The 24,922-nt window shown below is 60.6% G+C and carries 17 protein-coding genes and 1 CRISPR repeat array; of the genes, 6 read left to right on the plus strand and 11 right to left on the minus strand.

The window, feature by feature from the left end; all coding sequences use genetic code 11:
- The first annotated feature begins 313 nt into the window (after window positions 1-313).
- Window positions 314-1,714 (plus strand): GntP family permease, encoded by a 1,401-nt coding sequence (locus EWR20_RS08430; RefSeq protein WP_129360236.1) that lies wholly within the window; start codon window positions 314-316, stop codon window positions 1,712-1,714.
- Between the two features lie 361 nt (window positions 1,715-2,075).
- A CRISPR array of direct repeats spans window positions 2,076-3,743; the repeat unit is 36 nt; unit sequence CCCTCAACGAAGGCCCCACCTAGAAGGTGAGGCGAC.
- Between the two features lie 186 nt (window positions 3,744-3,929).
- On the opposite strand, the gene cas2 is transcribed toward EWR20_RS08430, so the two are convergent.
- From cas2 to nhaA, 10 genes are all read right to left on the minus strand, one after another.
- Entirely contained in the window at window positions 3,930-4,232 is a 303-nt protein-coding gene (cas2, locus tag EWR20_RS08435) for a CRISPR-associated endonuclease Cas2 (protein WP_129360237.1), read from the minus strand.
- Window positions 4,229-5,845: a CRISPR-associated endonuclease Cas1 gene (cas1, locus tag EWR20_RS08440; RefSeq protein ID WP_129360238.1), complete on the minus strand. Its 1,617-nt coding sequence runs from the start codon at window positions 5,843-5,845 to the stop codon at window positions 4,229-4,231. Before cas1 ends, cas2 begins: the two co-directional genes overlap by 4 nt.
- Window positions 5,842-6,933 carry a hypothetical protein gene (locus EWR20_RS08445; RefSeq protein WP_129360239.1) on the minus strand — a complete coding sequence of 364 codons (1,092 nt, stop codon included), beginning with the start codon at window positions 6,931-6,933 and terminating at the stop codon, window positions 5,842-5,844. Before EWR20_RS08445 ends, cas1 begins: the two co-directional genes overlap by 4 nt.
- On the minus strand, window positions 6,930-9,833 hold the full coding sequence (gene cas3g / locus EWR20_RS08450) for a type I-G CRISPR-associated helicase/endonuclease Cas3g (protein ID WP_129360240.1): 2,904 nt from the start codon (window positions 9,831-9,833) through the stop codon (window positions 6,930-6,932). The genes EWR20_RS08445 and cas3g overlap by 4 nt, the downstream gene beginning before the upstream one ends.
- Entirely contained in the window at window positions 9,830-11,422 is a 1,593-nt protein-coding gene (csb2, locus tag EWR20_RS08455; RefSeq protein ID WP_165000999.1) for a type I-G CRISPR-associated protein Csb2, read from the minus strand. Before csb2 ends, cas3g begins: the two co-directional genes overlap by 4 nt.
- Before the next feature lie 8 nt (window positions 11,423-11,430).
- Entirely contained in the window at window positions 11,431-12,654 is a 1,224-nt protein-coding gene (locus EWR20_RS08460; protein ID WP_129360242.1) for a type I-G CRISPR-associated protein Cas7, read from the minus strand.
- A 394-nt stretch (window positions 12,655-13,048) separates the two neighbouring features.
- Window positions 13,049-13,753 (minus strand): hypothetical protein, encoded by a 705-nt coding sequence (locus EWR20_RS08465; protein ID WP_129360243.1) that lies wholly within the window; start codon window positions 13,751-13,753, stop codon window positions 13,049-13,051.
- Window positions 13,750-17,175: a bifunctional lysylphosphatidylglycerol synthetase/lysine--tRNA ligase LysX gene (lysX, locus tag EWR20_RS08470; protein WP_238147673.1), complete on the minus strand. Its 3,426-nt coding sequence runs from the start codon at window positions 17,173-17,175 to the stop codon at window positions 13,750-13,752. The genes EWR20_RS08465 and lysX overlap by 4 nt, the downstream gene beginning before the upstream one ends.
- Window positions 17,176-17,194: 19 nt before the next feature.
- Complete coding sequence (locus tag EWR20_RS08475) at window positions 17,195-18,370, minus strand: alpha/beta hydrolase (RefSeq protein ID WP_129360244.1); 1,176 nt, start codon at window positions 18,368-18,370, stop codon at window positions 17,195-17,197.
- 63 nt (window positions 18,371-18,433) lie between these two features.
- Window positions 18,434-19,732, minus strand: coding sequence for a Na+/H+ antiporter NhaA (nhaA, locus tag EWR20_RS08480; protein ID WP_129360245.1), 1,299 nt, complete (start codon window positions 19,730-19,732; stop codon window positions 18,434-18,436).
- 287 nt (window positions 19,733-20,019) lie between these two features.
- Here nhaA and EWR20_RS08485 point away from each other — a divergent pair, with 287 nt between their 5' ends.
- Window positions 20,020-20,541, plus strand: coding sequence for a MarR family winged helix-turn-helix transcriptional regulator (locus EWR20_RS08485; protein WP_238147674.1), 522 nt, complete (start codon window positions 20,020-20,022; stop codon window positions 20,539-20,541).
- Between the two features lie 55 nt (window positions 20,542-20,596).
- Here EWR20_RS08485 and EWR20_RS08490 read toward each other — a convergent pair whose 3' ends face one another.
- Complete coding sequence (locus tag EWR20_RS08490) at window positions 20,597-21,355, minus strand: GntR family transcriptional regulator (protein WP_129360246.1); 759 nt, start codon at window positions 21,353-21,355, stop codon at window positions 20,597-20,599.
- A 160-nt stretch (window positions 21,356-21,515) separates the two neighbouring features.
- Between EWR20_RS08490 and EWR20_RS08495 the strand changes: the two genes are divergently transcribed.
- The 4 genes from EWR20_RS08495 to EWR20_RS08510 are packed head-to-tail and all read left to right on the plus strand — an operon-like array spanning window position 21,516 to window position 24,863.
- Window positions 21,516-22,586, plus strand: a complete 1,071-nt coding sequence (locus EWR20_RS08495; protein WP_129360247.1) for an ABC transporter ATP-binding protein — start codon at window positions 21,516-21,518, stop codon at window positions 22,584-22,586.
- Window positions 22,583-23,269, plus strand: coding sequence for an ABC transporter permease (locus EWR20_RS08500; protein ID WP_129360248.1), 687 nt, complete (start codon window positions 22,583-22,585; stop codon window positions 23,267-23,269). The genes EWR20_RS08495 and EWR20_RS08500 overlap by 4 nt, the downstream gene beginning before the upstream one ends.
- Window positions 23,266-23,937 carry an ABC transporter permease gene (locus EWR20_RS08505; protein ID WP_129360249.1) on the plus strand — a complete coding sequence of 224 codons (672 nt, stop codon included), beginning with the start codon at window positions 23,266-23,268 and terminating at the stop codon, window positions 23,935-23,937. Before EWR20_RS08500 ends, EWR20_RS08505 begins: the two co-directional genes overlap by 4 nt.
- A complete protein-coding gene (locus EWR20_RS08510) occupies window positions 23,931-24,863 on the plus strand; it encodes an ABC transporter substrate-binding protein (RefSeq protein ID WP_129360250.1) in 933 nt (310 codons plus the stop codon). Before EWR20_RS08505 ends, EWR20_RS08510 begins: the two co-directional genes overlap by 7 nt.
- The last annotated feature ends 59 nt before the right edge of the window (window positions 24,864-24,922 follow it).

Genomic DNA, 24,922 nt, shown 5'->3' on the forward strand with positions numbered 1-24,922 from the left:
ACTTTCGAGTGATGAGGTGCGGTTACGGTTGATGGCTCTTGCGGCCCTAACGGTTGATCCGAGAAACCTCGAACCCGAGGGCATGCAAGCTGTCGCATGCGCCGTCGATCGCTTGGTGCGCCGTTTTCATATAGCTTGTCATGACTGCAAGTTACCTGACCATTTGACCCGCGCCTTGACGGACAGCGGGATCCGCAGAAGGTAGTTTCGTGTTCACGCCAGTCGGCCGGTAATTTCCATCGACTGCAGACAAATTGAGGTTGATCGTTCGAAGCTGGATCCACCTCCGAAACATGACGGAAGGTATGCACCCATGAACGTCGACGGATGGTCGCAAACCCTTGGTGCCGGCCCGTTATTGCTTATCGCGTTGGGGGCAGTTGTTGTTCTTCTCCTCCTCATCATCGGACTCAAGGTCCACGCTTTCCCCGCTCTGATTCTGGTCAGCCTGTTGACAGCGGCGGCAGCAGGAATACCTATGGGGAGCATCGTCGACGTGGTGACCCAAGGGTTCGGAACCACCTTGGGGACCGTGGCTCTTCTGGTCGGTTTGGGCGCGATGCTGGGCGCATTGCTCGAATCGTCGGGTGGTTCGCGTTCCTTGGCCCACCGGTTGGTTCACGTTTTCGGGGAAAAACGAGCGCCGTTGGCCCTTGGCATCGCCTCGTTGCTGTTCGGATTCCCAATATTCTTCGATGCGGGTCTCGTGGTCATGCTCCCGGTGGTTTTTTCGGTGGCGCGTTGGGTCGGTGGATCGATGCTCCTGTACGGTATCCCGGCGGTAGGCGCGTTCTCCGTGATGCATGTTTTTGTCCCGCCCCATCCAGGACCGGTTACGGCGTCCTCGTTTTTCCACGCGGATTTGGGGGTCCTTCTGCTCGTTGGTCTCGTCGTCGCGATCCCGACCTGGTATTTGTCCGCGTATCTTTTCGGGAAGTTCGTTGGGAAACGCGTGGATCTGCCCGTTCCCCAGACCATGGGCGTTGCGGAAAGTCGAGACGTCGAGGAGCCGCCGCACTGGATGGCCGTCGTCGGAATACTTTTGCTCCCGATGATTCTGATCTTCGCCAATACGGGTCTTTCGGCGTTGTCCGACGCCGGAGTGCTCGGTGAAGGAGTCTCAGACCAGCCTTGGTACGAATTCGTGGTCATGCTGGGGGAGACGCCCGTCGCGCTCCTGGTGACGCTCATGGTTGCATTGGTCGTTTTCGGGTGGAGGAAAGGTTTGCGGAAGAAGCAGGCCCAGGATCTCCTGGAAGGGGCCCTGCCCAAGGTGTGTTCGGTCATCCTGATCACCGGTGCCGGCGGAATGTTCGGCGGTGTTCTGCAAGCCAGCGGGATCGGCGACGCCCTGGCCTCGTCCTTGTCCGGGCTCGGTATCCCATTGATTTTGGCTGGGTTCATCATTTCGGCGACACTACGAGTTGTCCAGGGGTCCGCGACGGTAGCCCTGACGACCACGGCTGGGCTGATCTCTTCGGGTGTTGCGGCAGCCGGGTACAACGAATTCCAGCTGGCCGCCATGGTCGTGGCCGTTGCGGCGGGTTCCGTGGTTCTGTCCCATTTCAACGATTCCGGTTTCTGGCTCGTCGGGAATCTGCTCGACATGGACGAAATCACTACGCTCAAGGTCTGGACCGTGATGGAGACGTTGATAGGCGTCGTCGGTTTCGTCTTGGCCCTGGGGGTCTTCGGGCTGGGAAGCCTGGGGTGACGGGGCGCTTTTATGGTGGTCACCTTTTAGGCGACTACTCTGCGGGACTTAACCAAGACCTGCGCCGGGGAGAGCGGGGGTCAGATACGGAGGTGACAGGCTCATGGGCCATACACCTGAGCACAGGACTGGAGGGAAGCAAAAAGCCCGACCCTGGTGCGGACCCTGATCGGCATCGCATCAGTGATTCGGGCTCTTGCTGACCTGTTACGTGTCCTATGCGGGTGCTAGTTCCGTTAGTAACCACGGATTCACCGGGCAACAACCGGGTGGGCCCGGCCCATCTCTAACACCACCACTCTCAGGCCGCACAGGCCCGCAGGCAACGGGGCTATAGACTGGCGCAGGACGGACTCCCGATCCTTTAACGAAGGCCCCACCTAGAAGGTGAGGCGACCGTCTGTCAATGAAGTACAGGCAGGACAGGCACACACTTCCCTCAACGAAGGCCCCACCTAGAAGGTGAGGCGACTTAGGAAGCGTCCTTGTTACGGTCGGGGCGAGTCTGCCCTCAACGAAGGCCCCACCTAGAAGGTGAGGCGACTTGAATGCGAACCTTCTTGGTTCGCATTCCCCGCCTTCCCTCAACGAAGGCCCCACCTAGAAGGTGAGGCGACCCGAACACAACGAGCCGTCCAACCGGGCGGCTCTTTCCAGCCCTCAACGAAGGCCCCACCTAGAAGGTGAGGCGACGTCGGGTACCGGTTTCCGGGGTCGTACCTGCGGTTACCCTCAACGAAGGCCCCACCTAGAAGGTGAGGCGACCGTGAACAAGGCATCCGCGTCAGCATGCGCCTTATTCCCCCCTCAACGAAGGCCCCACCTAGAAGGTGAGGCGACCGTCATCACCGCATCAAAGAACTCCCCACAAGCCTGCATCCCTCAACGAAGGCCCCACCTAGAAGGTGAGGCGACATGAGGACCGAGGACCGCTCGCCTGCCGAGAGGATCGACCTCCCTCAACGAAGGCCCCACCTAGAAGGTGAGGCGACCTGGGCGAAGCTGGGCGGTTCTTCTGCGATTCCGGCCACCCTCAACGAAGGCCCCACCTAGAAGGTGAGGCGACCGATTCATCGGGCGAAGAACCCGAAGGATTGGCATTGCCCTCAACGAAGGCCCCACCTAGAAGGTGAGGCGACGGTACTAGAAAGGAAGGAGGTGGTTATGACTCTCACACCCTCAACGAAGGCCCCACCTAGAAGGTGAGGCGACGTCGAGGATTTCGGCAGTGACCTCTTCGCTCTCCCCCTCAACGAAGGCCCCACCTAGAAGGTGAGGCGACATGAAAGCTTCACCGTTCGACAAATCAGCCTCAGACTGCCCCTCAACGAAGGCCCCACCTAGAAGGTGAGGCGACGACCACGGCTTACCCACAGGGCGGCCATCAGCATCCCACCCTCAACGAAGGCCCCACCTAGAAGGTGAGGCGACAGGGAGACAAACTAATGGCTGAACAGTCATTCCCCGACCTCAACGAAGGCCCCACCTAGAAGGTGAGGCGACCGGTGCCGTATGCCGGTAAGAGTCGTAGTCATTCCCGAATCTCCCTCAACGAAGGCCCAACCTAGAAGGTGAGGCGACTCTGCGCGTGCGGCTGCTTGGTCCCCGGTAGGGTCCGCCCCTCAACGAAGGCCCCACCTAGAAGGTGAGGCGACTTCTGCGCACTGGGCGAGGAACTGTTTGCGTGCTTTGCGCCCTCAACGAAGGCCCCACCTAGAAGGTGAGGCGACAGCCGTCACCACACGAGACACACGCCCCACATGCTTCCCTCAACGAAGGCCCCACCTAGAAGGTGAGGCGACTAGCGTCGTGGTTATTGACCGTGATCGAGTTGTACCCCCCTCAACGAAGGCCCCACCTAGAAGGTGAGGCGACGACTGTGATCCGAACTGGTCATGGATTTGCTGCCAGCCCCCCCCTCAACGAAGGCCCCACCTAGAAGGTGAGGCGACTTCCAGGACAAGTAACACGATCTCTGGCGATGTTCTTGGGCCCCTCAACGAAGGCCCCACCTAGAAGGTGAGGCGACAGCAGGCTTTATTACTATACAGCCATATGGGCATACGCGTCGGTATGCGAGGGCTCGGTGTAATTGACAGTGTAGAAGAGCACGATTCCGGGTGAGTCTTTTGAAACTAGCGTGTGACTAGTAGTTTTCTTCGCGACGGCTCGCCGAAGATCTCGCATCAATGAAGCCCTCGCACGACGGGGTGGGTCAATATATCATCAGCGAGTCATCTCGGTCCTCCCTTTCAATGCCGAGATATTGAAAGGTCTGGTCAGACAGTTTTTTGACAAGGCCAAGATCACATACCAATACGGAGTCTTCAGACGAATTGATCATCTCAAGAATCCCCGACTTGAGGCGTGTCATCGCGGCTGGGGATATGTCGAAGAGAAATACGCTGTATTGGACCCGATCACCATAATGGCCCAGCTCAGTTGCGACTCGAGCTCGCCTCTTATCACTCGGAATATCGTAGGTAACCAGGAAACGCCTAGCATCATCTCGGCTCATCGAGTAACTATCCCCCGATAGGACTGTTGTGTCCCATCTATAACACCCAATACCAACCGCGCTTGAATCTCTATAGCCCGTCGCCACGAGACGGAATATCCGAATATCGGATGGCGGAACTCGGTGGAAATCCTCTGTTCCACAGCCCTTATGATTGCCCTTCGTCCTTGGTCTGTCAGCCTGGCTGACCCCAACGCCGAGTTGAAGGACTCCTGCCTTAACTCTCCATTATTGAAGGCTCGGAACACCGCGGAATCAGCTACAGGGGCGCGAAATTCCTCCATGAGGTCTAGCGCCAATGCTGGCTTGTTTCTGCCTCCACTATGGAGAAAACCAGCATGAGGATCGAGGCCACAAGCCGCTATAGCTCGGATCGCTTCCGCGGCGAGCATGCCATAGGCATAATTGAGCGCGACGTTGACCGGATCCACAGCGCCTCGACCGACTCTGCCTGTAAAACCCGCCGCTAACCACGGTTTATCCTTGAACTGAAGCAGTTTAGGGAGTTGCTGGAAATACAGCGTGGCAGCTTTGCCCTCCACGCCCATGATCTGGCTGACCGAGCATGCCTTAGACACGACGGTCTGGAGTGACCGCAGTGATGTAATGACCTCTTTTGCAGTACCGTATCTTCTGGCTAGAGTCGCTTGGTTCGCGATCTTAGCGAGAACAAATTCTCGTGCTAGTGGAAGGTTCCCTTCAACGCTGGAAACGTGTTGCTGGGCGCGTGCGCCTCCATTAGGCATTGATGCAGGTTGAGACCACCCCACCACTCGTCCAGTCCCTGTGCACCAGACTATTGAACGGCCCCGCCACATGAACTCTCGGATTAAAGCACCGGATAAGTCGACATTTCCATGCACCACGATAGCTTGCACTTTTTCTATCGGCAGAGAGGCGAGTTGATCATCGAATTTGTTGATAATGACTCGCCCCTTGGACACGGAAGCACGAGAGCCTTGGGTGGTGGCGTGTAATACGTTTCCATCCGGGTTGGCCACCCGTATTTGGTGGGGGATTTCTTCGAGCTTTCGCTCTTCAGGTAGACACACCACGGCATGCGAACAGCCTTGACATCGAGGGTCGTCCTCCAAGGGCGCAGGGGCCACGGGGGAATCTACCGTTTCACGAGTAGCTTTGACCGCTTCGTAAGCTTGGGCTTCATCCCTACCATCAAGGTCAATCAAGACCCTTCGTTTATGGCCGGTGAAGTACACACCCTGAGCAATTACGGGCACGCCCGCTTCCCGGAGGGCAACGCGTTGAAGAGTCAGCTGGATCCTGTGGGCAGGTGTTATTTCTGGGATTTTGCGAACAGGCGTGGCTTTGTACTCGAGAAGTGTTACTCCCGTTTCCGGATCGCCCTCCGCCAGGTCAATCCGGCCATGAATACCCCATTCTTCTGATCGAACATCCACAGCACGGAACGTAGCACTACCACTCTGACCAGGATCGTGAGTTCGTCGATGCTCAAAATTTCCTTGTTCAATTTGTGCTGACTGACGGCTTTTCTCATCAGCGGCTTCCAGCCAAGCTCTCCTAGGACAGAATTGATGGTGCGTCACCCAGCCAATTGGTATAGATTCTTGCTGCGAATCAACTCTGTGGCTCACATCAGTACCTCCGATCCATGAAGCGCCCTTCTTTCAGGGGCGCTGGGGTTATCGGAACGAGAGATAGCGAAAGACACAGCCGCTGAGACCCGTTGTGCGCGTAATTGTGCGCGTGCTTCTTCGACGGCCACGGGTTCGGTATCAGTACGGTCCAGTATGTAGGTCAACGGCCTGCTGCGTTGGATGCGGGCCCAGGCCGAGGGCGAGACCAACCCGTCCGGCACGGCTAGAACAAGAGTTTCGGTTTTGGTTGCCATGTACCGTCCTCGGATTCTGCCTGCGTACGGAGACGGTTCGGGGGCAGCTAGGCCTTTCCCTCCTGGTGTCGACCGCTGGGTCTGGTGGACCGGTTGCATCGCGGTCAGAGCCCAGAACGCACACCAGGCTAGGGCGCTATCGCAGGGGCCGGGCTGGGCCAAGCCGGTTGCGGTCCGGGAGTCGGGTTTGTTTCGGCCGAGAACGTCATTGCATGTCTGGCCGGTGAGTCCGGTCAAGATCATGGCCGGTTCCCAGCCAGCAACTTCCTTGGCCAAGGGCAGGAACCGGTTTGCCAGAAACTCTTCACCGCGGTTGCGGGTCTTCATCTCCCATGGAGAGGCCCCCAGATCCGGTCTCAGGCCCTTGGCTTCGGAAAGCCACCAGGATCTCGCCCCGAGGCTTCGGACCATATCCTGTTCCAGAGGGCTGAGCTCGGATACTTCTCGGGCCCGTTGGTCCTCCAAGGCCTGCCACCATTGCGCGGATTTGCCGGTGAGGTCTTTCGTCTCGGGCAACCCGGTCCTGGGAGTCAACAGACTCACAGCGTGGTCACCTTTTTTGTCTGTCCAGTTGGCTTGAGCGGCCCAGTGCTGGCTGGAGGAGACCATCAACGCCAGATCACGAATGACTGCTCCGGCCTCTTCGGGGCTGCTCCCCTCAACTTCGATGACGGCTTGCGGGTTCACCACTGCCCCGGGGTTGTCAGGGTCTATCCATCCGGCCCGAACACGCGACGGGCCCAGGTCATTGGCCAAGATGGAGGCCGCGCCCCAGAGGGCGCAGTGAGACAGTAGCGTGTGGTAGTCGCCTCCGATAGTTATGGCGCTCATCGTCCCTCCTGGGAGATAGTGACGTCAGCGGCTCGGAGTAGGGCCTCCAAGTAGGCCAAACCCCACGGGCCGAGGTCTTGATTCAACAGGGCGGCCAGGTCATCCCAGAGTCCTTCTGCGAACAGCTGCCGTGCCGCGGTTTTGACATCGCTGCGGGCATTTCCGACGATCGCTTCCGGCACACTGAGGGGGAACCCGCTTCGTCCTTCGCCGTGGTGCGTGCCCACCAACCAGGCGGTTAGTTCACGTGTGCCTGCCCGCTGAGGCAAAATCTCTGAACCGTCGGCAGAGTCAGCCCAATACATGGCAGTTGAATACATCTCGTGTCGCCACCCGGTCACGGCAGGTGTCACCGTCTTGCTGGGCTGGGCCACCAGGCCCAGACTTTTGGCGTAGACGCTCTTTTCCTGTGCATCTTTGATCTCTCGGATCCGGTTCTCGGACCATCCCGTGGTTGGGTTGGTTCCGTTTGCTCGGAGCATGGCCTGGAACGCTTCGGAGACCTTGCCGGAGTCGTGGTGAAGGCCGGCCTCGGCGAGAGCTTCGACCAGACCGGTCGGCAAGCCCAGCTTGTGGCCCAGCGCCCTGGCCCGATCCGCGACATCGGCCTGGTGGGTCTCCAGCAGTACCGGCTGGGCGTTGGGGGAGACCTCGACCTGCACACCCTGTCCTTCAGGATCGCGGCGTCTACAAACCACCCAGGCAGGCTCCCCGCCAGTCATGGCGGTAGCCGGCCCGACGGCGACATCGTAGACAACGTGATCCGTATTCAACCGGGCCGTGGGCAACAGCGTGGCATCGATGGTGCCGTCTTCTGCCACCGCCTCATCGTGCGCTGCCCTGCACACACGCGTGCCTTCCGTCGTGTCTTTCCGCTCGGAGCCATCGTGGTGGAAAACGATCACGCCGGTCGATGCATCGGTGGAAAAGTCACCGATGGGCCGTTGACCCTCCGCAGCAAGGACGACACCTGGTTCATCAGCTGTGCCCTCCCCAGCGCTGTCCATGCCGATGGTGCACGGAAGGTTCGCGTCCAGGACCACTAAATCACCGGCCCGCAACGGGAGGCTACTGATCGGCTGCGCATGGGGAAGTACGCTCTCGGCGTTTTGGAGGAGAAACCAGTCACCGTCACGGCGCACCCACGCCTGATAGTTCTCCAAGACGTGCTTGTTCTGAAGGATACGGCGTAGTCCCACGGGTGTGGTCGGATAGGCTTCGGAGTCGTCGAAGACCAGGTGGGGCAACAGCTGGTAGGTCGCATCCACGACCTCCGCCTGGGCTTCCTCCGCCTGCTGATCGGTAACGGACTCCGGCGCCGCCAAACTGGGAAGGCGCCGGCCGATGACGCGAATTTCCGGGCTATCTTGGTCCAAGCTGTCCCTGAGCCAGAAAGAAAGGTCAGGATCGGCCACCAGCGTTTCACTGGTGCGAGCCAACAGGCGCACATCGGAGGCATCCAGATGCGAAAACACCGGCCGTTCAGGTGCCGCCGAAGGTGCCCCGGCAAGCTTGAGAGCTCCGGGACTGATCCCGTCACCGGCGGCACGTTGGAGGACCCAATCCCTCGCATCATGAAGATCCGTCGCGAGATATGGCAGCGCCGCGCCGGAAGAGATTGGATCGGTTCTTTCCGGACCGACGACGATGACCCGGGCACTAGGGCGTGTTCCGCTGCGATTGACCCGACCAGCCCGTTGGACTAAGGCCGAGCCCGTAGCCAAGTCGGTGACCATGCCCGCGAAATCTATATCCACACCGACCTCAATGGTCTGGGTGGCAACCACGAGATCGACGCCGGCAAAGTCCAGGGAGCCCGTGGCACCGAAACGCATGGGCCCGACGACGAGACGGGTGCTCAACCCGGCCTTGGCCGCGGCCTCCTGAACGGCCACGGCCGTAGCGACCCTGTTGACCACCACACCCACCAGGCCCGTCGAATCCGCACGGATCTCCTTTACTGATTCCATGAGCGACCGAATATGTTCGGCGCGGGCCTTGCGAGAGGTGCCATTCCACGCGGTGATGCCGCGGTACTCGACTTGTTTCGGCGTGGTGAGGATGCCGGAAAGGTGAGGTTCCAAATGATCCCAGTCCAAGCAGACGGCGTTCTCGTCTTGCCCTTGCCCTTGCCCTGGGTCGTGGGTTGCGGTGGCGGCACAGACCTGAAGGCCAGGAATCGTCTCCGAGACGGGGCTCCAGCGGGCCGTCATGGAACTGATGCGCCGGAACGTATCTACCAGTTGTCTGCTCAGATGGGCCTCATCAATGACAGCCACATGGTCATAACCCAACAGTCCAGCAGCACGGGAACGGGCACGACGGGAGACTCCGTAGCCGCGGAAAAGCAACCGGGAACCCAACATGTCCGGGGTCGCGCACAAGACCTGCACGGCAGCCGGGTAATTGGTCCAATCGTCCCGGGCCGACCCGAACCGGCCCGTGGCGGCCACTGCGGCTGTACCGCCGCGCAACAGGTGCACGCGCAAGGGAAGACGAGATGACTCGGGGTAGCCTTCTGGGGTTGAGCGGCGGATCAGCAGTTCGCGCACCTCGGCCAGGATCCCGGTCGCCTCCTCGGAGAGAACTCCCGCCAGGACGGTGGCACGGTCTAATTGCTGATCCACAATCGCCCGGCGTGGGACCACAGTACTGATGCGGCGGGGCACCCGCGGGCCGGGGACGTCGTCTTCAAATCGTTGCTGGTCAACGGCATTGGCGAAGACGTGAATGTCGATGACAGCGCTCTTGCCACCACCGGTGGGAACATCGAGGACCTCGGGCCAGCGGCCGGTTTCCAGTATCGACTCCAGCATCTGTTGTTGCCAACGGTAGGGATGGATCTGATCCCCGTAGACGGCCGCGAAGAACTCTGGGAATCGGTCAGCGGTCAACTTCATTGTGCGTCCTTTTCCCCGCCAGGGGCAGTATCGTTCGGAATCAACAGGCCACCACCGAAATGACGTGATTGCCCCACGGCTACGACCATCTGAGTGGAAATCAGCTCGTTGGCGCGGATACCTGCGGTATACGCCCGCACCGGTAATTTCCCATTGGTCTTGTGCACCAGCTCATTGGGCCGCTTCGTCACGTATTGATCGGTACGCAGGGAGGGTGTAGTGGCGGGGTCTTCGCCGATCATCGCCTGAACAACCGCACGGATCCTCTCGGCCGGTGTTCTGCTTGAATCCAGGCCGTCGACCATTCCTTTGAAAACGTTGGTCAAGCTCCACAACAGGGTCACGTCAAAATCGGTGAAATCGCCCATGGACTTCGTTTTGCGCTCGGCTACAGCCGGGCTCTGCGTGACCCATTCGCGGATGAACCCCTCGCGCGGGGCTTTCCAGAAACTGGCCCCATCGAGCAGACTATCCGTCCTTTCATCTCGGTCGATAACAAGGACACCGGCGTCACGGGTGTAGATGCGATTCATCTTCTCCGCGGTACGCAATACCAGCTGGAGGTCGTTTCCATCCACACCGCGGGGAATCATGATCGCCAGGTGCGCTTTCTGCCGGTTGCCCGAGACCAGCCTGATCTCGTCCTGATCGAGTAAATGGAAAGCCAGTCCGTTGGCCCTACCGCGGGCCATGTTCCCGCGTCCGGTGATTAGCCCGGAAGGGTCTGCATCGCCCAACAGGCGGGTCAGCGTCTGGTGAGCCGCGACCATCAGTTTCCGCCGCTTCGCAGGGGCCGGATTCTTTCCCCGAATCTGCACGGGAATCAGCAGAATCCTGGCCCATGGTGCGTCCTGGATCTTCTCGCCTATCGGAGAGTACACCGCGTTGCGGATCCCGTCCCGCGGAGTGGCCGGAGGCGACGTCGGTGCTGTGAGTGCGTGTTTCTCCGGCTTGAACGCCTTCTTGCCGTATGGATGTAACCCGTCGTGCCAGGCGTCCAGGATACGACGCCGACCCAGATCAACGGTTTGGAGTACTTCCCCGTTCAGAATGTCAGTTCTGCTCGGAGCCTCGACCCGACGATGGGTGGGTGCGACATCGCGAACGACGTGGAGAAAGACGGGACTGTCGGTTTCACCCAAATATCCAACATCGGCGCACAAACTCTCTAGGGCCTCAGCAACATCGGCGGGGATCGAATCCCACGCCCAGCTGACGGAAGAACGTAGCGCGAAACCATCGGAGAGGGGCTTTCCCCGGATTTTCTTCCTAATTGCCTTGGTGCTCGGGTCTTTTTCGAAGTAGCCCTCGTTCCGGTAGACCACCCGCTCAGTGGTCGCCACGGGCAAGACCTCAGGAACAGAAAGATACTGCGGCGGATTCGCCTCAAACCAATCCAACGCAGCCAAGCAGCTGTCTGAGGGAACTAATCGTTCGGGATAGTCAGGCGACCGGGTAGCGGTGGAACCGGTGTAGGCGGCATGGACCAGAGCAGAGTAGAGCCTGGGCTGTTCAGGCAAAGGCTCGGCCGATCCACTGGGACCATGCCCGCGATAGACCCCAAAAGGGAATTCAGCGGTGATAGCCACAGCCATTCTTAGGCCTCTTCCGGCTCATCGGAGACAGCAGAAGCCTTAATGCTTGGATCACCCACAACCTCAAGGACCTCACCGTTCCACTCGACCCCGGCAACAGTCTTCAAATTCTCCAAGGCCTCTTCCAACAGAGCGACGGCGTCCTCAACCTCAATGGGCGCCAAATCCTTTGTCTGTCCATGACGCTGATCCAAGCTCACTTTCGGAGCCGCGGCTTCGAGCAGATCGCAATTGGCACGCAAAACCAACTCCTCCGCGGACAGCGCCGAGGCCACTAGGCCATAGGCGGCCAGTACAGCGCGATGGGCCGCATCGGACTCGGCGTTGCCTCCGAAGCGGAGCTGGCGCAGGGCAGCGAAGCTCAGGACACGGCTACGAATGATCCTGGAACAAGCCACCCCACCGAGGTTCTGATCCACCCCCGGGGGGATATTGCCCAGACCCAGCGCCGCCAGGGAAACAGGCTTGCCCTTGGCCTTCTTGATCTCATCCTGGAGCTTGGCAATGTTCTTCTCGGACAACTCGGCCTTTTGAGTCTCCAAGATCCTTTCCAAAGTCTTGCCGTCCATCTTGACGCTGGGGGAAACGACATCGACCCGTCCTGCGCCACGAGTCGGCGATTCCCGCCCTGTCTCGGTCTGATCAGCAGTCACACCGATTATTTCTCCGGTGAAGACTGTACGGAACCGTGCCTGATTGGCTTTCCGTGTTGCGTCCCACCCCCCGTACACAGCCATAGTCGGTGCTGTGCTGAAGACAGCCGAGGCATCAGCCAGAGAAGAGTCGCGGAGCGCCTTGTACCTCTCGTGATGGGTCGCTGGCTGCCCGTCGATCTGGCCTGCTCGAATGTGGCCGTCGAAGCCGCGTCCGGGGAGATCAAGATCAGTAAAAGATTCTTCTCCGTACGACACTCGGATAGTCGGGACCCGTGACAGAACCTGATAAGCCGGGGAACTCTCATCGGTGCGGGCTTGGAGAACGGTGGTTTCGTCCCGGTTGCTGACACTCTGTTTCTGATCCACCACGACGACGATCATCGGTTGCCCGCTGATGTATCTCGTTTCGAACGCGAAGGTGGCATTTCCTCGACCGTCTACATACTTGGGCGGGGCGACCGTCGCATGTTCACCTCCGGCCGGTTTCAACTCAGTCACGATGGTCAGGGCGCCTGGGCCTCTGGGCTTGCACCCGTCGTAGAGCTCGGTGAAGGAAAACTTTGCGGGCATGAGGATCTCCAATCGAGGACATGGTCGGTCTGAACGGTCCGCGCCATCCACAGTTCGGTGACGTGAACCACCCTTAAGGTATGACAGGTGGGGTAAATTTGCAATATCTGAAATCCTGCACCTAATTGCACTACCAAGTACTCGATTTATCCCTTCAGTCTCCGATTGCGAGCACGTAAGCTAGGTAGAGGCGGAGCGGCCTTCGTTGAGGCTTGGTAGCGCAGTTAGGCCAATGAACCCCTTCATCCAGCTGCTCCGCCGCCATCCGGCCTCGTGGGCCGCGGTCCTCATGCACGCGCGGAAGCACTGGCGTGGGGCCCAGGGAGGCGAACTGATGCCTACGGTGAAAGGTCACCCCAATGCCAAGGCCGAGGGGAGCGAGGTTGCACCGTGCCTAGCCGATCAGGAAATGCCCCAGAACGAAGAAGCGGGCGGAATCGATCAAGAGCAACAGGCTCGCGGATGCGATTCCGATGGGGACCGCGATCCGAACCCACCTGCGCAATGAGCCCCACGCGCGCCCGATGACGCTGGAGACCCGTCGATGTTTGTTGAACAAAACGGCGACGCACAGAATGAACAGTGGAACCTGGGAAATGATCGCCCACATGATGAAGGCCGGGACCACCGCCCACAGTGGTTGGTGGGATGACAGCCCGATGGTGATGACGAAGGGCATGTCCGCGGTCACGAGGGCGACGAATCCAACAGCGACGAGCATCAGCCCGGCCCTACTGCGTGCCTTCTCCTCTTGCGGCGGGTCCGAGCGATGTGCCCACCGGTAACCCGCGAAGCACAGGCCCAGAACCGCGACGGCCAGTTCGATGCCGGCGGCCCATCCGCCAGCACGCAACAGGCCATGCCAGGGGACCCCAGCCAACCGTTCTCCGAGCAGCCGGGACAAACCGATGCCCCAGGCTGCGGTCCCACCGATGAGGAGCAACCCGAACCACAGGACATCGCGCCGAACCGTCCGGATGGCTTGAGGGGTCCCGCTGGGACGTGCGGCCATGAAGACGGCGGCGATCAAGGCCGGCGCCGGATCGAATCCCCCGATCCCCAGGCCGGCTGCGGCCGCCGTGAACTGAAACGGGCTCATTCGACCGAAGCGGAGTCGGGCCCGCTGACGCTTCGAGGAGCCGATTTGAGGCGCGGCGTCGCTCCTGGACGGACAAACGGGAATGCCAGCACTCCGCGGATCGGTGCGCCCGTGAGCATCATGATGAGCCGGTCGATGCCGATCCCCAGCCCACCCGTGGGCGGCAAACCGGTTTCGAGCGCGTCGAGGAAATCCTCGTCGATCTGCATGGCTTCCATGTCGCCCGCGGCCGCCTTGAGGGACTGCTCGGTCAACCGACGCCGTTGCTCGATCGCATCGGCCATCTCGGAGTATGCGGTTCCCATCTCGGTACCGTTGATTACGAGATCCCACCGTTCGGCCAAACGCGGATCCGCTCTGTGCGGCCCCGCGAGCGGTGACGTCTCGACCGGGAAGTCCTTGTAGAACGTCGGCCGGGAGGTCTTGGCCTCCACGAGCTCGCCGTAAAGTTCCTCGATGACCGCTCCGGGACCCATGTCGTCCCTCACGTGAATCTCGTGTTCGCGGGCCAGACCCATCAGGATTTCGAAGTCGGTGTCCAAAGTAATGGGTTGACCGACCGCCTCCGAGAGGGCGTCGCAGACACTGACGACGGGCCAAGCACCGGAGACATCCGTCAGCACAGTACTCTGACGAGGATCCTTGGGATCGTCGCCGAGCCGAAGCGGCAAGGACTCCTTCCCGAAGACTTCCCGAGCGGCGTGCTTGAGGATCCGTTCGGTCAACTCGCGCATTACGTTGTAGTCGGCGTACGGCTGATAGGCCTCGAGGACTGTGAATTCGGGGTTGTGCGTGGAGTCAGCGCCTTCGTTGCGGAAATCTCGCCCCAACTCGTAGACAGGTCCCATGTCGCCGACGACGAGTCGCTTGAGATACAGCTCGGGAGCGATGCGCAGCGTCAGGTCCACTCCATATGCGTTGATGAAGGTTTTGAACGGGCGCGCGCTGGCCCCACCGTGGATCGTGTTGAGCATCGGAGTTTCGACCTCGAGGAATCCCTGGTCATCAAGGGTTCGACGGATCGCGCGGATCGTGGTGGATCGGATCCGCAAGCGCTTCGATTCCTCGGGATTGACGATGAGGTCCATTGATCGACGTCGCAGACGAGCCTCGGGATCGGTGAAGGAATCGAATGGGATTGGGTGCAAGCACTTGGAAATGACCTCCCAGGTTTCCACGATGAGCGAAGGTGTGCCGTTGCGCGAGGCGCCCGTGCGCCCGCGGAGAAGCACGTAGTCTCCCGAGTCGATCCAACGCACTCGTTTTCGCATGTCGGGACCGCACACGGACTCGTCGAGCACCGCCTGGACCACGGTGCCGTGTTCGTAGAGGTCCAGGAAAGTGACTTTTCCGTGGCGTCTCATCGACCGGACCCGGCCGTTGACGGACACGGCAGGGGAGGACGTCGTTCCGTCGGTGTGAGTGCGGCCGGCCTGAAGGGAGGGTTCCTGCACGCCCGCATTCGTGAGACGAGAAGCGAACTCGCTGACGGTGATGCCTTCACCCGTTCCTTTGGGATAAGGCTCGTAGCCGGCCTCACGCATCTGCTCGAGGTGTTTGATGCGGTGCCTCGTTTGATCGGACCATTTCGGTGTGAGATCGTCCGCGCCGACGCGCCGGCGCTCGATCTCCGTCAGGCGCTCCAGCTCATTCCGGCCAAGACTTCCTTCCCGTGCGGGCTTGCCGCCCAGCCACGCCGGCAGGAAGCCCTCCGCGATGCCGCACGCCACGCCAACGTTGGGAATGGATACATAGGAATCGACGCAGATGTACCGCGGGACCCATGTGGGCCCGAATTTCTGGTTGAACTTGTAGAGCCGTTCGAGTTGCAGGAATCGATCGAGTACTCCCAGAACTGAAGAACCGAATCGGGTCAGCGGGTTGGCGCCGAGTTCTTCCGCTCGTGCGAAGGTCTCGCGAAACATCGCAAAGTTCAGCGAAACCCTGGCGATGCCCAGCGACTCGGCTTCTTCCATCATCTTGACGATCATGAATTCGGTTGTACCGTTGGGCGCCTCGGGGGACCGCCGCATGACATCCAAGGACAGGCCATTGGCCCCCCATGGAACGAAGGACAAAAGCCCGACCGGTCGGCCTTCTGGCGTCTCGGCAACCATGAACATCGTCCGAGAATCCGCCGGGTCCCCCAGACGATTGAGCGCCATCGAGAAACCGCGTTCGACCTTGCCGTGTCGCCACTCGTCCGCCAGGGCAACCAACTGGTCCAACTGGTCCTGGGTGAACTCGCTCTGCCTCTTGATCCTGTAGGAGAGCCCTTCGTTTACGAGGCGTTGCACACTGTGGCGGACCTCGGTCAGAGAGGTGTTGTTCAGCGAGAACCGGTCCGGATAGAGAATTGCCTCGTCGCCCATTCCCAGCACAGACAGGCCGGCTCGGGTGTACGCCCGTGCCCCGTCTCGGCTGGCGCTGATCACAGCGGGAATCCAACCGTATTCACGGGCCTCGGACTTCCATTTGAGGATCGCACCCTCCCAGGAAGCCCTCTCGCCCACGGGATCGCCCGAAGCAAGGGAGACGGATCCGAAGACCCGGTACGTTACGGCCGCACGACCGTCGGAGGAGAAGACAGTGGACTTCTCACGGCGACTCGCGAAATAGGACAACGAGTCCTGATGACCGTGCTCGTGGAGCAATTCGCGCAGATGGAGTTCGCGTTCGCCGGTCCACGAGTGCACGGGGCGGGCCGATCGCAGAAAGACCCAGATCGCCACGATCGCGCTCAGGCCGTAAATCGTCGAGACGGCCTGGATGTGCCAGCGATGCACGTTGGGCAGATGCGACATGACGGCTGGCGACGTCACTCCGGTCGCGCGGAGGAGTAATGCCCCGAGATCGCCCCACGAATGGAACGGAAGGAATGCCCAAGCGGCCAGGACCGCGAGCAGGAAACCGGCCACGAGGACGAGCATCGCGGCTCCGTACGAAGCCCCGCGAATGCGGGCAGGAAACTCCCGGCGAGCTCGGAAGAGCAGGATAAGGAAAACGACTCCGACGACGCCGCCGACATAGTCCCAGACCGGGTGCAGCAACGGATTGTTTGCAACGATTTGCGGCGGGACGTCGGAGGCCGGGTACGTGAGCGCCGTCAGGGCTCCGAGGGCAACGCCCGTGAGCTGGAAGAACATCGCAGCCCAGAGCCCAGCTCGTTTGCGCCGCAGAAGGGCCCAGAAGGTGACAGCGGCGACCACCAGGGTGATCAGGCTGCGCTCGGCCGGGATATTCAGGATCCCGAAGACGAATTCGACGAAACCGTGCCGAGAGGGCCGCGTGATGAGCAGGGCGACATTCACGAGCGTCGCGAGAGCATAAGCCCACGTCATGAACGCCGCGATTCGCCGCCCCGGCTGGGATCCTGGGAGGTGCCGGGTGGCTTTTCGGCTAGCTCTGGTCTGGGTCTTCATGGATAGTTTCCCCTTGGTTTCAGGTCAGTGGGGCGAAAAACGGGCTGGTGCGTCCGAGCCAATTCAGGCCTTTGGTCATACCCGGCACCCAGACCTCTTGGCGGTGCCCGCCGGATTTGATGGAATCCAAGGTCAGGGACGTGGGGCCGCCAACTTTGCCTTTGAAGTCGTTCACCGAAGGCCAGGAGAGCGTGTCGTCTTGGCTCGAGAAATAGTAAAGATTCGTGTCGGGGCGCTTCTCTGCGGCCAATTTCTGTAGGTCGTACCGTGGGTCGTTGTGAGAATTCCACTGTTGATTGGCCGAATAGAGCGGTTCGAAGTACCCGGCCTGGATCATTGACGACGAGAAGAGATCCGGATGCCGCATGCTCAGCATCGCCGAACACCAGCCGCCGGCGCTGTAACCGGTCAAGGCCCAAGCGCGGGGATCGTCCGAAACTCGGAAATTCTGCTTGACCCACGGAACGACGTCCTGCGTGATGAAGGTTTCAACCTTGGGCGTGGTTCCGCCGGATTGGGACTGCGTGCCATCCACGCATTCGCTGTCGTAGTCGCCGGGATAGACCGCTGGAACCACGAAGATGGATTCGCGAAGTTTGCCGCGGCTCACGGCGTCTTCGATCAGGTGGCCGTAGTCGATGGATTTCGAATAGGTCTCGGGTGAACCCGGAAAACCGCTGAAGCCCATGATCACCGGGTAGAAGCGTTCCGGATTCTCAAAATACGACGCGGGCAACCAAGCCATGACGTCGTAGCTCTGTCCGCTGACCTGACCCGGCAATTTCACGGAAAAGTACGTGCTGCTCGATGAGCCGTTTTTGATCTTGCGTTGGAAGGCGGGGTTTGCGGCGGGGTCTTTCTGCTTATCCGAAGCTTGTCCGGAAATGGGCAAGGCGTGAACCGTTTTTGCCGCTTTCTGCCCGAAAGTCTGTCTGGGGCTCGCGGCGGCCGTGTCCGTTCCATTGAAGACGTCGTCCCACGAGGTGTACCAATTGTTCTCTTTGTTGAGCCAGGCGGTGGCCGTGGTCAGAACCAGGGCAGAAACCACGACGAACGCAACGGCCTGTGCCACATATTTGGCGGGGCCGGGAGCCGATAGCCTCGGCAGCAGGAGCACACCCAGCACGAAAACGATGATGGTCACTGCGAGGATTCCGAATAAGAATCCCCACCCGGTGACGTCAAAAAAACCCATACTTGCCTTTCAACAAGGGATGTTCCACACGGATGCGGTGTGGACAGTCTACTGAGGCCCCGCTCAGGATAGGGGGAGGTTCACGCCGGACTCCCCCGGTTGTCCACAGGAATTCCCAGGCGTCCGACGTGGCTGGCACGCATAGTGTCTGCTCCTGACGGCCAGGAACGAACCTCCGAGGAGCGCTGCGAGTACGGATGCCGAAAGAATGGCGACCTTGGCGGTGTCGCCCAACGGAGTGTCTCCGCCAAAACTCAACTCAGCGATCAGCAAGGAAACCGTGAACCCGATTCCGGCCACAAGCGAGACACCGAATACATCTGGCCAGCGGATGCTGGGGTCCACATTGACTCCACGAAAACGGGTGATCAGCCACGTCGCTCCCGTGATTCCGAGGCACTTGCCGGCCAGGAGACCGACGACGATCCCTATGGCCGCCGGGCTGCTGATGGATTCGACGAATCCGCGGAAACCTCCGATGGCCACGCCGGCCGAGAAGAACGCGAATACCGGTACGCACAGGCCAGCAGACAATGGTCTGACGCGGTGCTCCAGGACCTCCGTGAGGCCCCCATGGGCGGAGTCGGGAGTTCTGGAACTGCGTTTGACGGGGACGCAGAAGCCCAGGAGAACGCCCGCGATGGTTGCGTGGATACCCGAACCAACGAAAAAAGCCCATGTCAGAGCGCCCAACGGCAAGAGCAGGAGCCACGCGGAACCTGGCTTGAGATGGAGCAGCCTCTCGCCCCGGTAAGCGATGAATGCATATGCGGCCAGGGGAATCAGGGCAAGTGCGAGGTACAGGAAGTTGAGGTCCGAGGTGTAAAAAATCGCGATGATCGTGATTGCGATGAGATCGTCGACCACGGCCAAGGTCAGGAGAAAAGTTCGCAGAGCCCCTGGGAGGTTCCGACCCACGACGGCGAGCACCGCGACCGCGAAGGCGATGTCCGTAGCCGTGGGGACAGCCCAACCGCTCAACGCTTCGCCGCCGGAGCCGATGGCGACGGCTGCAAAGATCAGGGCTGGAAGCGCGACTCCGCCCACCGCAGCGGTCATGGGAACAATGGATTTGCCGGGATCGCGCAGCTCACCCACCGCGAATTCCTTCTTGAGTTCCAAACCGACGATGAAGAAGAACACGGCCAGCAATCCGTCGGCGGCCCAGTGGCCGACCGACATATCGAGATTGAGAGAACCGATGCGGAAACCGAGGTGGTGGTCGCGAACCGAAAAATACCAAGAAGAGGCACCGCTATTGGCCAGAACTATGGCCAGGAGGGTCGCCACGAGGAGAAGCACCCCGCCTGTGGACTCCTGACGCAGAGTCGCGGCGAAGCGCTGAGGGGCACGGTGTGACATGAGAGGTCTCCTGCGATGGGAAGGATCGGAAAATCTTTGTTTCGAATTTTGAAGCCGCGTTCCACGCTGACTTGCCGACCAGACTTCCCGGCACACCTGAAATCCCCAGTATAGGCGAGGTCGCCGGCGGGTTCTGCGTTCCGCGTCACGGGGCGTGCACAAGTCCGCCCATGTCAGAAGGTGATCCTGTGTATTTCGAAGACCGAGAATCGGCGATCGATTGGGGCATAATGGCATGACCTGCTGATGGTGCAGGAGCAGAGATACGTCAAGTGGAAGGTTGTCCGGTGTCCCACGCGCCCCAAGCCCAGCGCGAGCCGCAGTGGCTGACGCAAGAAGAGCGTGAAGCCTGGTTGTGCCTCTCGGCGATCATGTTTCAGCTGCCCGGACAGCTGGAAAACCAGCTGCAGCGAGATTCCAACCTTGGATTCGTCGAATACATGGTCTTGGCCATGCTCTCCGAGGCCCCTGACCAGCATCTGACGATGACGGAGCTGTCCTCCCAAACAAATACTCGCCTCGCCCGACTTTCACGGGTTGTGAAACGGCTGGAGGAGGATGCTTACGTTGCGAGGACAACCTCGGAGGTCGACCGGCGCGTCAGCATCTGCCATCTTCGCCCGGCCGGGCACGAAGCCGTCATCGAGGCGGCCCCGGGTCACGTGGCGCAAGTGCGTGCCGCCGTGTTCAACCGCCTGACCAAACGCCAGGTCACTCAGCTCGCCGGAATCGGTGAGGCATTGTTGGGCGGAAAACCGTCGTCGATCGTCGCGGCTCAGCTGGCGCAAGGAGCCCGTCCCCGCGGGTGAACGTCGGCAACCGCGGATCCCGTCGGCGAGCCGATCGCGCTTCCGCGGTCTCGGATCACCGTTGCGGCGATGCTCCGGTGGTGGTGAAGAAGATGTGAGCATCGGAGGAAACGAAGATCGACTCTCCGTACAAAAAAGGGCGCCCGTCCGCCGAATACGCCGTGATCTGCAACGACAGGCGCGGTTGACGATCCGAAATGCTCAATGTGCGGGCTTCGTCCCGCGAGGGAACCAGAAGGGAAACGCTCAAGTCCTGCTGGGCGATGCTCACCCCGTGTTCCCGTTCCAGATAGCCGTAGAGCGACTGCTCCCGGAAATCTTCGTCTTCGATCCCCGGGAACTGTCCCGGAACGAACCACGTGCGTGACAACTGATGGACATTCCCGTCAACGTAGCGGCGTCGTGACATGTGGAAGACCTCGGAATGCGGATCGACCCGAAGGGCCTTCGAAACCGCCATATTGGCTTGGACCGGGCCGAATTCCAGGACGTCGGAATGAACCCGATGTCCGAACCCGGTCAGTTGACCGAAAAATCCGGTGAAGCGGCTGTCGAAATGTTCGCCTTGGTCGACATGGTTTTCCGAGGTCGTCGGCTCAGGGCGGTTGACCTTGGTGCCGTGCCCGCGGTGCCGGGTCACCAGGCCGTCGCGAGCGATTTCCTCGATTGCTCGCCGCATCGTAATTCGCGAGACGCGGTACTCTTCGCACATCTCGGTCTCGGTAGGCAGAAGAGTGCCGTCGTCGAGGCCGGCGATTCGGGCGCGCAATTGCCGTTCTACTGCGCGGTACTTCGGCAATGAAGCGGTGGACACGCGACCTCCTGTAGAGCTCCGGGTGGTTCCTGATGACTCGTAAAGTATCTTTTTCGAGTCCTGAACCTAAAGTATGACGCAACTTCTTCGCATGGTGGACCTCGATCCGTGATGGGTCTGACGTACCATCGGTACAGCAGTCTTACCCAAAGGAACCTCCATGCCACTAGGAAAAACGGACGCAATTGAGTTCATCGGAGTCTCCAAGGAGTATGGCTCCACCACCGCTGTGGACGAACTGAACCTCGCGATTCCGGACGGACTCATCACGGTTTTCGTCGGTCCCTCCGGATGCGGAAAGACGACGTCGTTGCGCATGATCAACCGAATGGTCGAGCCGACCCACGGACAAATACTGATCCAGGGGAAAGACAACCGGGAACAGTCGGCCTACGAGCTGCGCCGTTCCATGGGGTATGTGATGCAGCAGTCCGGTCTGATGCCGCACCGCACCGTGGCGGACAATATCTCGACCGTTCCCCGGTTGAACGGCGCCTCGAAGAGCGAGTGCCGCGCCCGGGCCCTCGACCTGATGGACACCGTCGGCCTGGATCGAGGGCTGGCCAAGCGATACCCCGCACAACTGTCCGGCGGCCAGGCTCAACGAGTCGGGGTTGCCCGCGCACTGGCTGCGGACTCCCCAATCCTCCTGATGGATGAGCCGTTTTCGGCCGTGGATCCTGTGGTCCGCGCCGACCTTCAGCGTGAGCTCATCCGACTCCACGAGACGCTCGAGCGAACCATCGTCTTCGTAACTCACGACATCGACGAAGCCGTGACGCTGGGGCAGCGGGTCGCCGTCTTCGGAGAAGGCGGCCGAGTCGCCCAGTTCGGCAGCCCTGAAGAGATCCTCCGCGAACCGGCGGACGATTTCGTAGCCTCTTTCGTCGGGCACGACCGTGGCACGCGCCGGCTCACATTCGCTTCCGGAGGGGAAGTTCCCATCCACCCGTTGGACACAGAAAATCGGCCCTGGGGCGATTGGGACCTTGCTCTCGACGACGCCGGCCGTCCCGCGGGCTGGCTCATCGACGGACGCAATATCATCGGTGGCAGCCTCTTCCCCCGGGGAGGAAATCTGCGCGATGCGTTGGACTCGGTGCTGTCTTCCCCCTCCGGGTGGGGAGTCGCTGTGGATGAAGACGGAAAGGCCCTCGGCCTGCTGGCCTCCGACGACGTCATGGACGCGGCCGCGAGAGAGCGGCGCAGTCGTTACGGGGTAGGCCTATGAGCTGGCTCTTCCACAATCTCTCCTACGTGGGCGAGCTGACCGGGTTGCATCTGCTCCAGTCGGTTCTGCCGGTCATCATCGGGACCATCATCTCGATCCCGATCGCACGTTTTGCCGCTGTCCGTCGTGCTCGGGGTGCGGAAGGTTCCGGGCGGGCCGCCAGAGCCCGCGCGGGCAAAGCGCGACGCGGCGTCGTGGTGAATGCGGCGGCATTGCTGTACACGATTCCTTCGTTGGCTCTCTTCGTGCTGTTGCCCCTGATCCTCGGCACCGCGATCACCTCCCTGACCAACGTGATCATCGCGCTGAGCCTGTACGTCATCGCCATGATGGTCCGTTCATGTGTGGACGCATTCGAGTCCGTTGACACCGCCGTGCTCGACGCGGCCACGGCGGTGGGCTATCGATCCGCACGTCGCTTCTGGACGGTTGAGCTTCCGCTATCGATTCCGGTGATGGCCGCAGGACTCCGCGTGGCCCTGGTATCCAATATTTCGATGGTTTCGGTGGGCGCCGTGATCGGGATCCAGTCGCTCGGTACGCTCTTCACGGATGGCCTCCGGCGTGACTTCACCACGGAAATCGTGGTGGGCATTGTGTTGATCGCGATCATCGCCATCGTGCTCGACCGTTTGGTCGCCTTGGCCGCGTCGGCCGCTACTCGTTGGCAGGTGAGGTCATGAACGTTGTCCAACAGACGTGGAATTGGTTCACGGATCCGCAGTCATGGGGCGGTTCCAGTGGCATTTGGGTGCGGCTCGGCGAGCACCTCGAGTACACGGGACTCGTGCTCGGAATAGCAGTGATCGTCGCGATCCCCGTGGGGCTTTGGCTAGGTCATACGCGGCGGGGTGGAAACGTGGTGATCGGTTTGACCGGTGCGTTGCGCTCCCTGCCGACGCTGGGCCTGCTGACCTTGTTTGCCCTGTGGATTGGCATTGGTCTGACCGCGCCGGTTCTCGCCCTGGTGATTCTGGCCGTTGCCCCGTTGCTGGCCAACGCATACGCCGGGATTGCGGCGGTTGACCCGGCCGTTGTCGATGCCGCTCGGGCTCAAGGAATGAAGGAATGGCAGATTCTGACCAAAGTGGAGATTCCCAACGCCGTGCCGATCCTCTTCGGCGGAATCCGTAATGCGACCCTTCAGATCGTTGCCACCGTCACTGTCATGGCCTATATCGATTTGGGTGGCTTGGGCCGTTTTCTGATCGACGGACTGGCCGTCCGAGATTATTCCCGCATGGTTGCGTCGATGCTGCTCGCCGCTGTTCTGGCCCTCGTGCTGGACGGGATTTTGGCCCTGGTGCAGCGTGCGCTCACTTCACCCGGACTGGTCAAGGAGGAATCGTGAATCGCGAATCGGTGAACACCTCGCGGCGCCAGGTGCTCGGCCTGGTCGCGGCCGCGTCAGTTCTGGGCCTGACCGGGTGCGGGCTGTCAGGGAAGAACGCGCTCGGCCCGTCCAAGGGCAAAGGCACCGTGGTCGTCGGTTCCGCGGATTTCGTGGAATCTCAGATCATCGCGGAAATTTATACTGCCGCGCTCAATAACGCCGGGCACAAAGCGGAAAGTCAGCCTGCGATCGGGGCCCGTGAAGCATATATCGGCGCCGTGCAGCAAGGGAGCGTGAGCGTGGTTCCTGATTACTCGGGAAACCTTTTGCAGTATTTCGACGAAAAGGCGACCGCGAGTACGGCCGAGGACATCATGCAGGCCCTGCGGGCCGCGGTTCCGGAAGGCCTGCAGGTTTTGGACCCGTCTCCGGCAGAAGACAAGGACGCCCTCGTGGTGACCCAAGAAGTTGCGCAGAAGTACAACCTGAAATCCCTGGAAGACTTGGGCAGAGTTTGTTCAAGCCTCAAGTTGGCGGGGCCGCCCGAGTTTCAAGAGCGGGCGTACGGGCTGCCGGGGCTCAAGGCCAAATACGGGTGCGTGCCGGCCAAGTTCTCTCCTATCAACGACTCCGGCGGTCCCTTGACGGTCAAAGCCCTGACCGATGACCAGGTGCAGGTTGCGGACATCTTCACGACGACGCCCGCGATTGAGAAGAACAACTTCGTGGTGCTTCAGGATCCCAAGAACAATTTTCTGGCGCAGCAGGCCATCCCGCTGATCCGAAAAGATCAGGTTCCGGAAGCGGCCCAGGCAGTGCTCAACAAGGTCTCCAAGACATTGACCACTGAGGACCTGATCCACCTCAACGACCGGGTCAGTGGGGACGAAAAGGCCTCAACCGTTCAGGCTGCCAAGGATTGGGTTTCGGATAAGGGCCTCTGACGGAGTGCCCATCGTCACGGAAGACCCCCACCAAAGTACTTTACCTGTAAAGTGAAAAA

This window comes from Rothia uropygioeca, from assembly GCF_004136585.1.
GTDB lineage: Bacteria > Actinomycetota > Actinomycetes > Actinomycetales > Micrococcaceae > Rothia.

Coding starts and splice junctions, on each gene's coding strand:
- EWR20_RS08495 (WP_129360247.1), top strand. CDS start 21,516: ATGCCACTAGGAAAAACGGACGCAATTGAGTTCATCGGAGTCTCCAAG.
- cas2 (WP_129360237.1), bottom strand. CDS start 4,232: ATGAGCCGAGATGATGCTAGGCGTTTCCTGGTTACCTACGATATTCCG.
- cas3g (WP_129360240.1), bottom strand. CDS start 9,833: ATGAAGTTGACCGCTGACCGATTCCCAGAGTTCTTCGCGGCCGTCTAC.
- EWR20_RS08475 (WP_129360244.1), bottom strand. CDS start 18,370: ATGGGTTTTTTTGACGTCACCGGGTGGGGATTCTTATTCGGAATCCTC.
- EWR20_RS08430 (WP_129360236.1), top strand. CDS start 314: ATGAACGTCGACGGATGGTCGCAAACCCTTGGTGCCGGCCCGTTATTG.
- lysX (WP_238147673.1), bottom strand. CDS start 17,175: ATGAAGACCCAGACCAGAGCTAGCCGAAAAGCCACCCGGCACCTCCCA.
- EWR20_RS08465 (WP_129360243.1), bottom strand. CDS start 13,753: ATGAGCCCGTTTCAGTTCACGGCGGCCGCAGCCGGCCTGGGGATCGGG.
- EWR20_RS08460 (WP_129360242.1), bottom strand. CDS start 12,654: ATGCCCGCAAAGTTTTCCTTCACCGAGCTCTACGACGGGTGCAAGCCC.
- EWR20_RS08445 (WP_129360239.1), bottom strand. CDS start 6,933: ATGAGCGCCATAACTATCGGAGGCGACTACCACACGCTACTGTCTCAC.
- EWR20_RS08500 (WP_129360248.1), top strand. CDS start 22,583: ATGAGCTGGCTCTTCCACAATCTCTCCTACGTGGGCGAGCTGACCGGG.
- nhaA (WP_129360245.1), bottom strand. CDS start 19,732: ATGTCACACCGTGCCCCTCAGCGCTTCGCCGCGACTCTGCGTCAGGAG.
- EWR20_RS08505 (WP_129360249.1), top strand. CDS start 23,266: ATGAACGTTGTCCAACAGACGTGGAATTGGTTCACGGATCCGCAGTCA.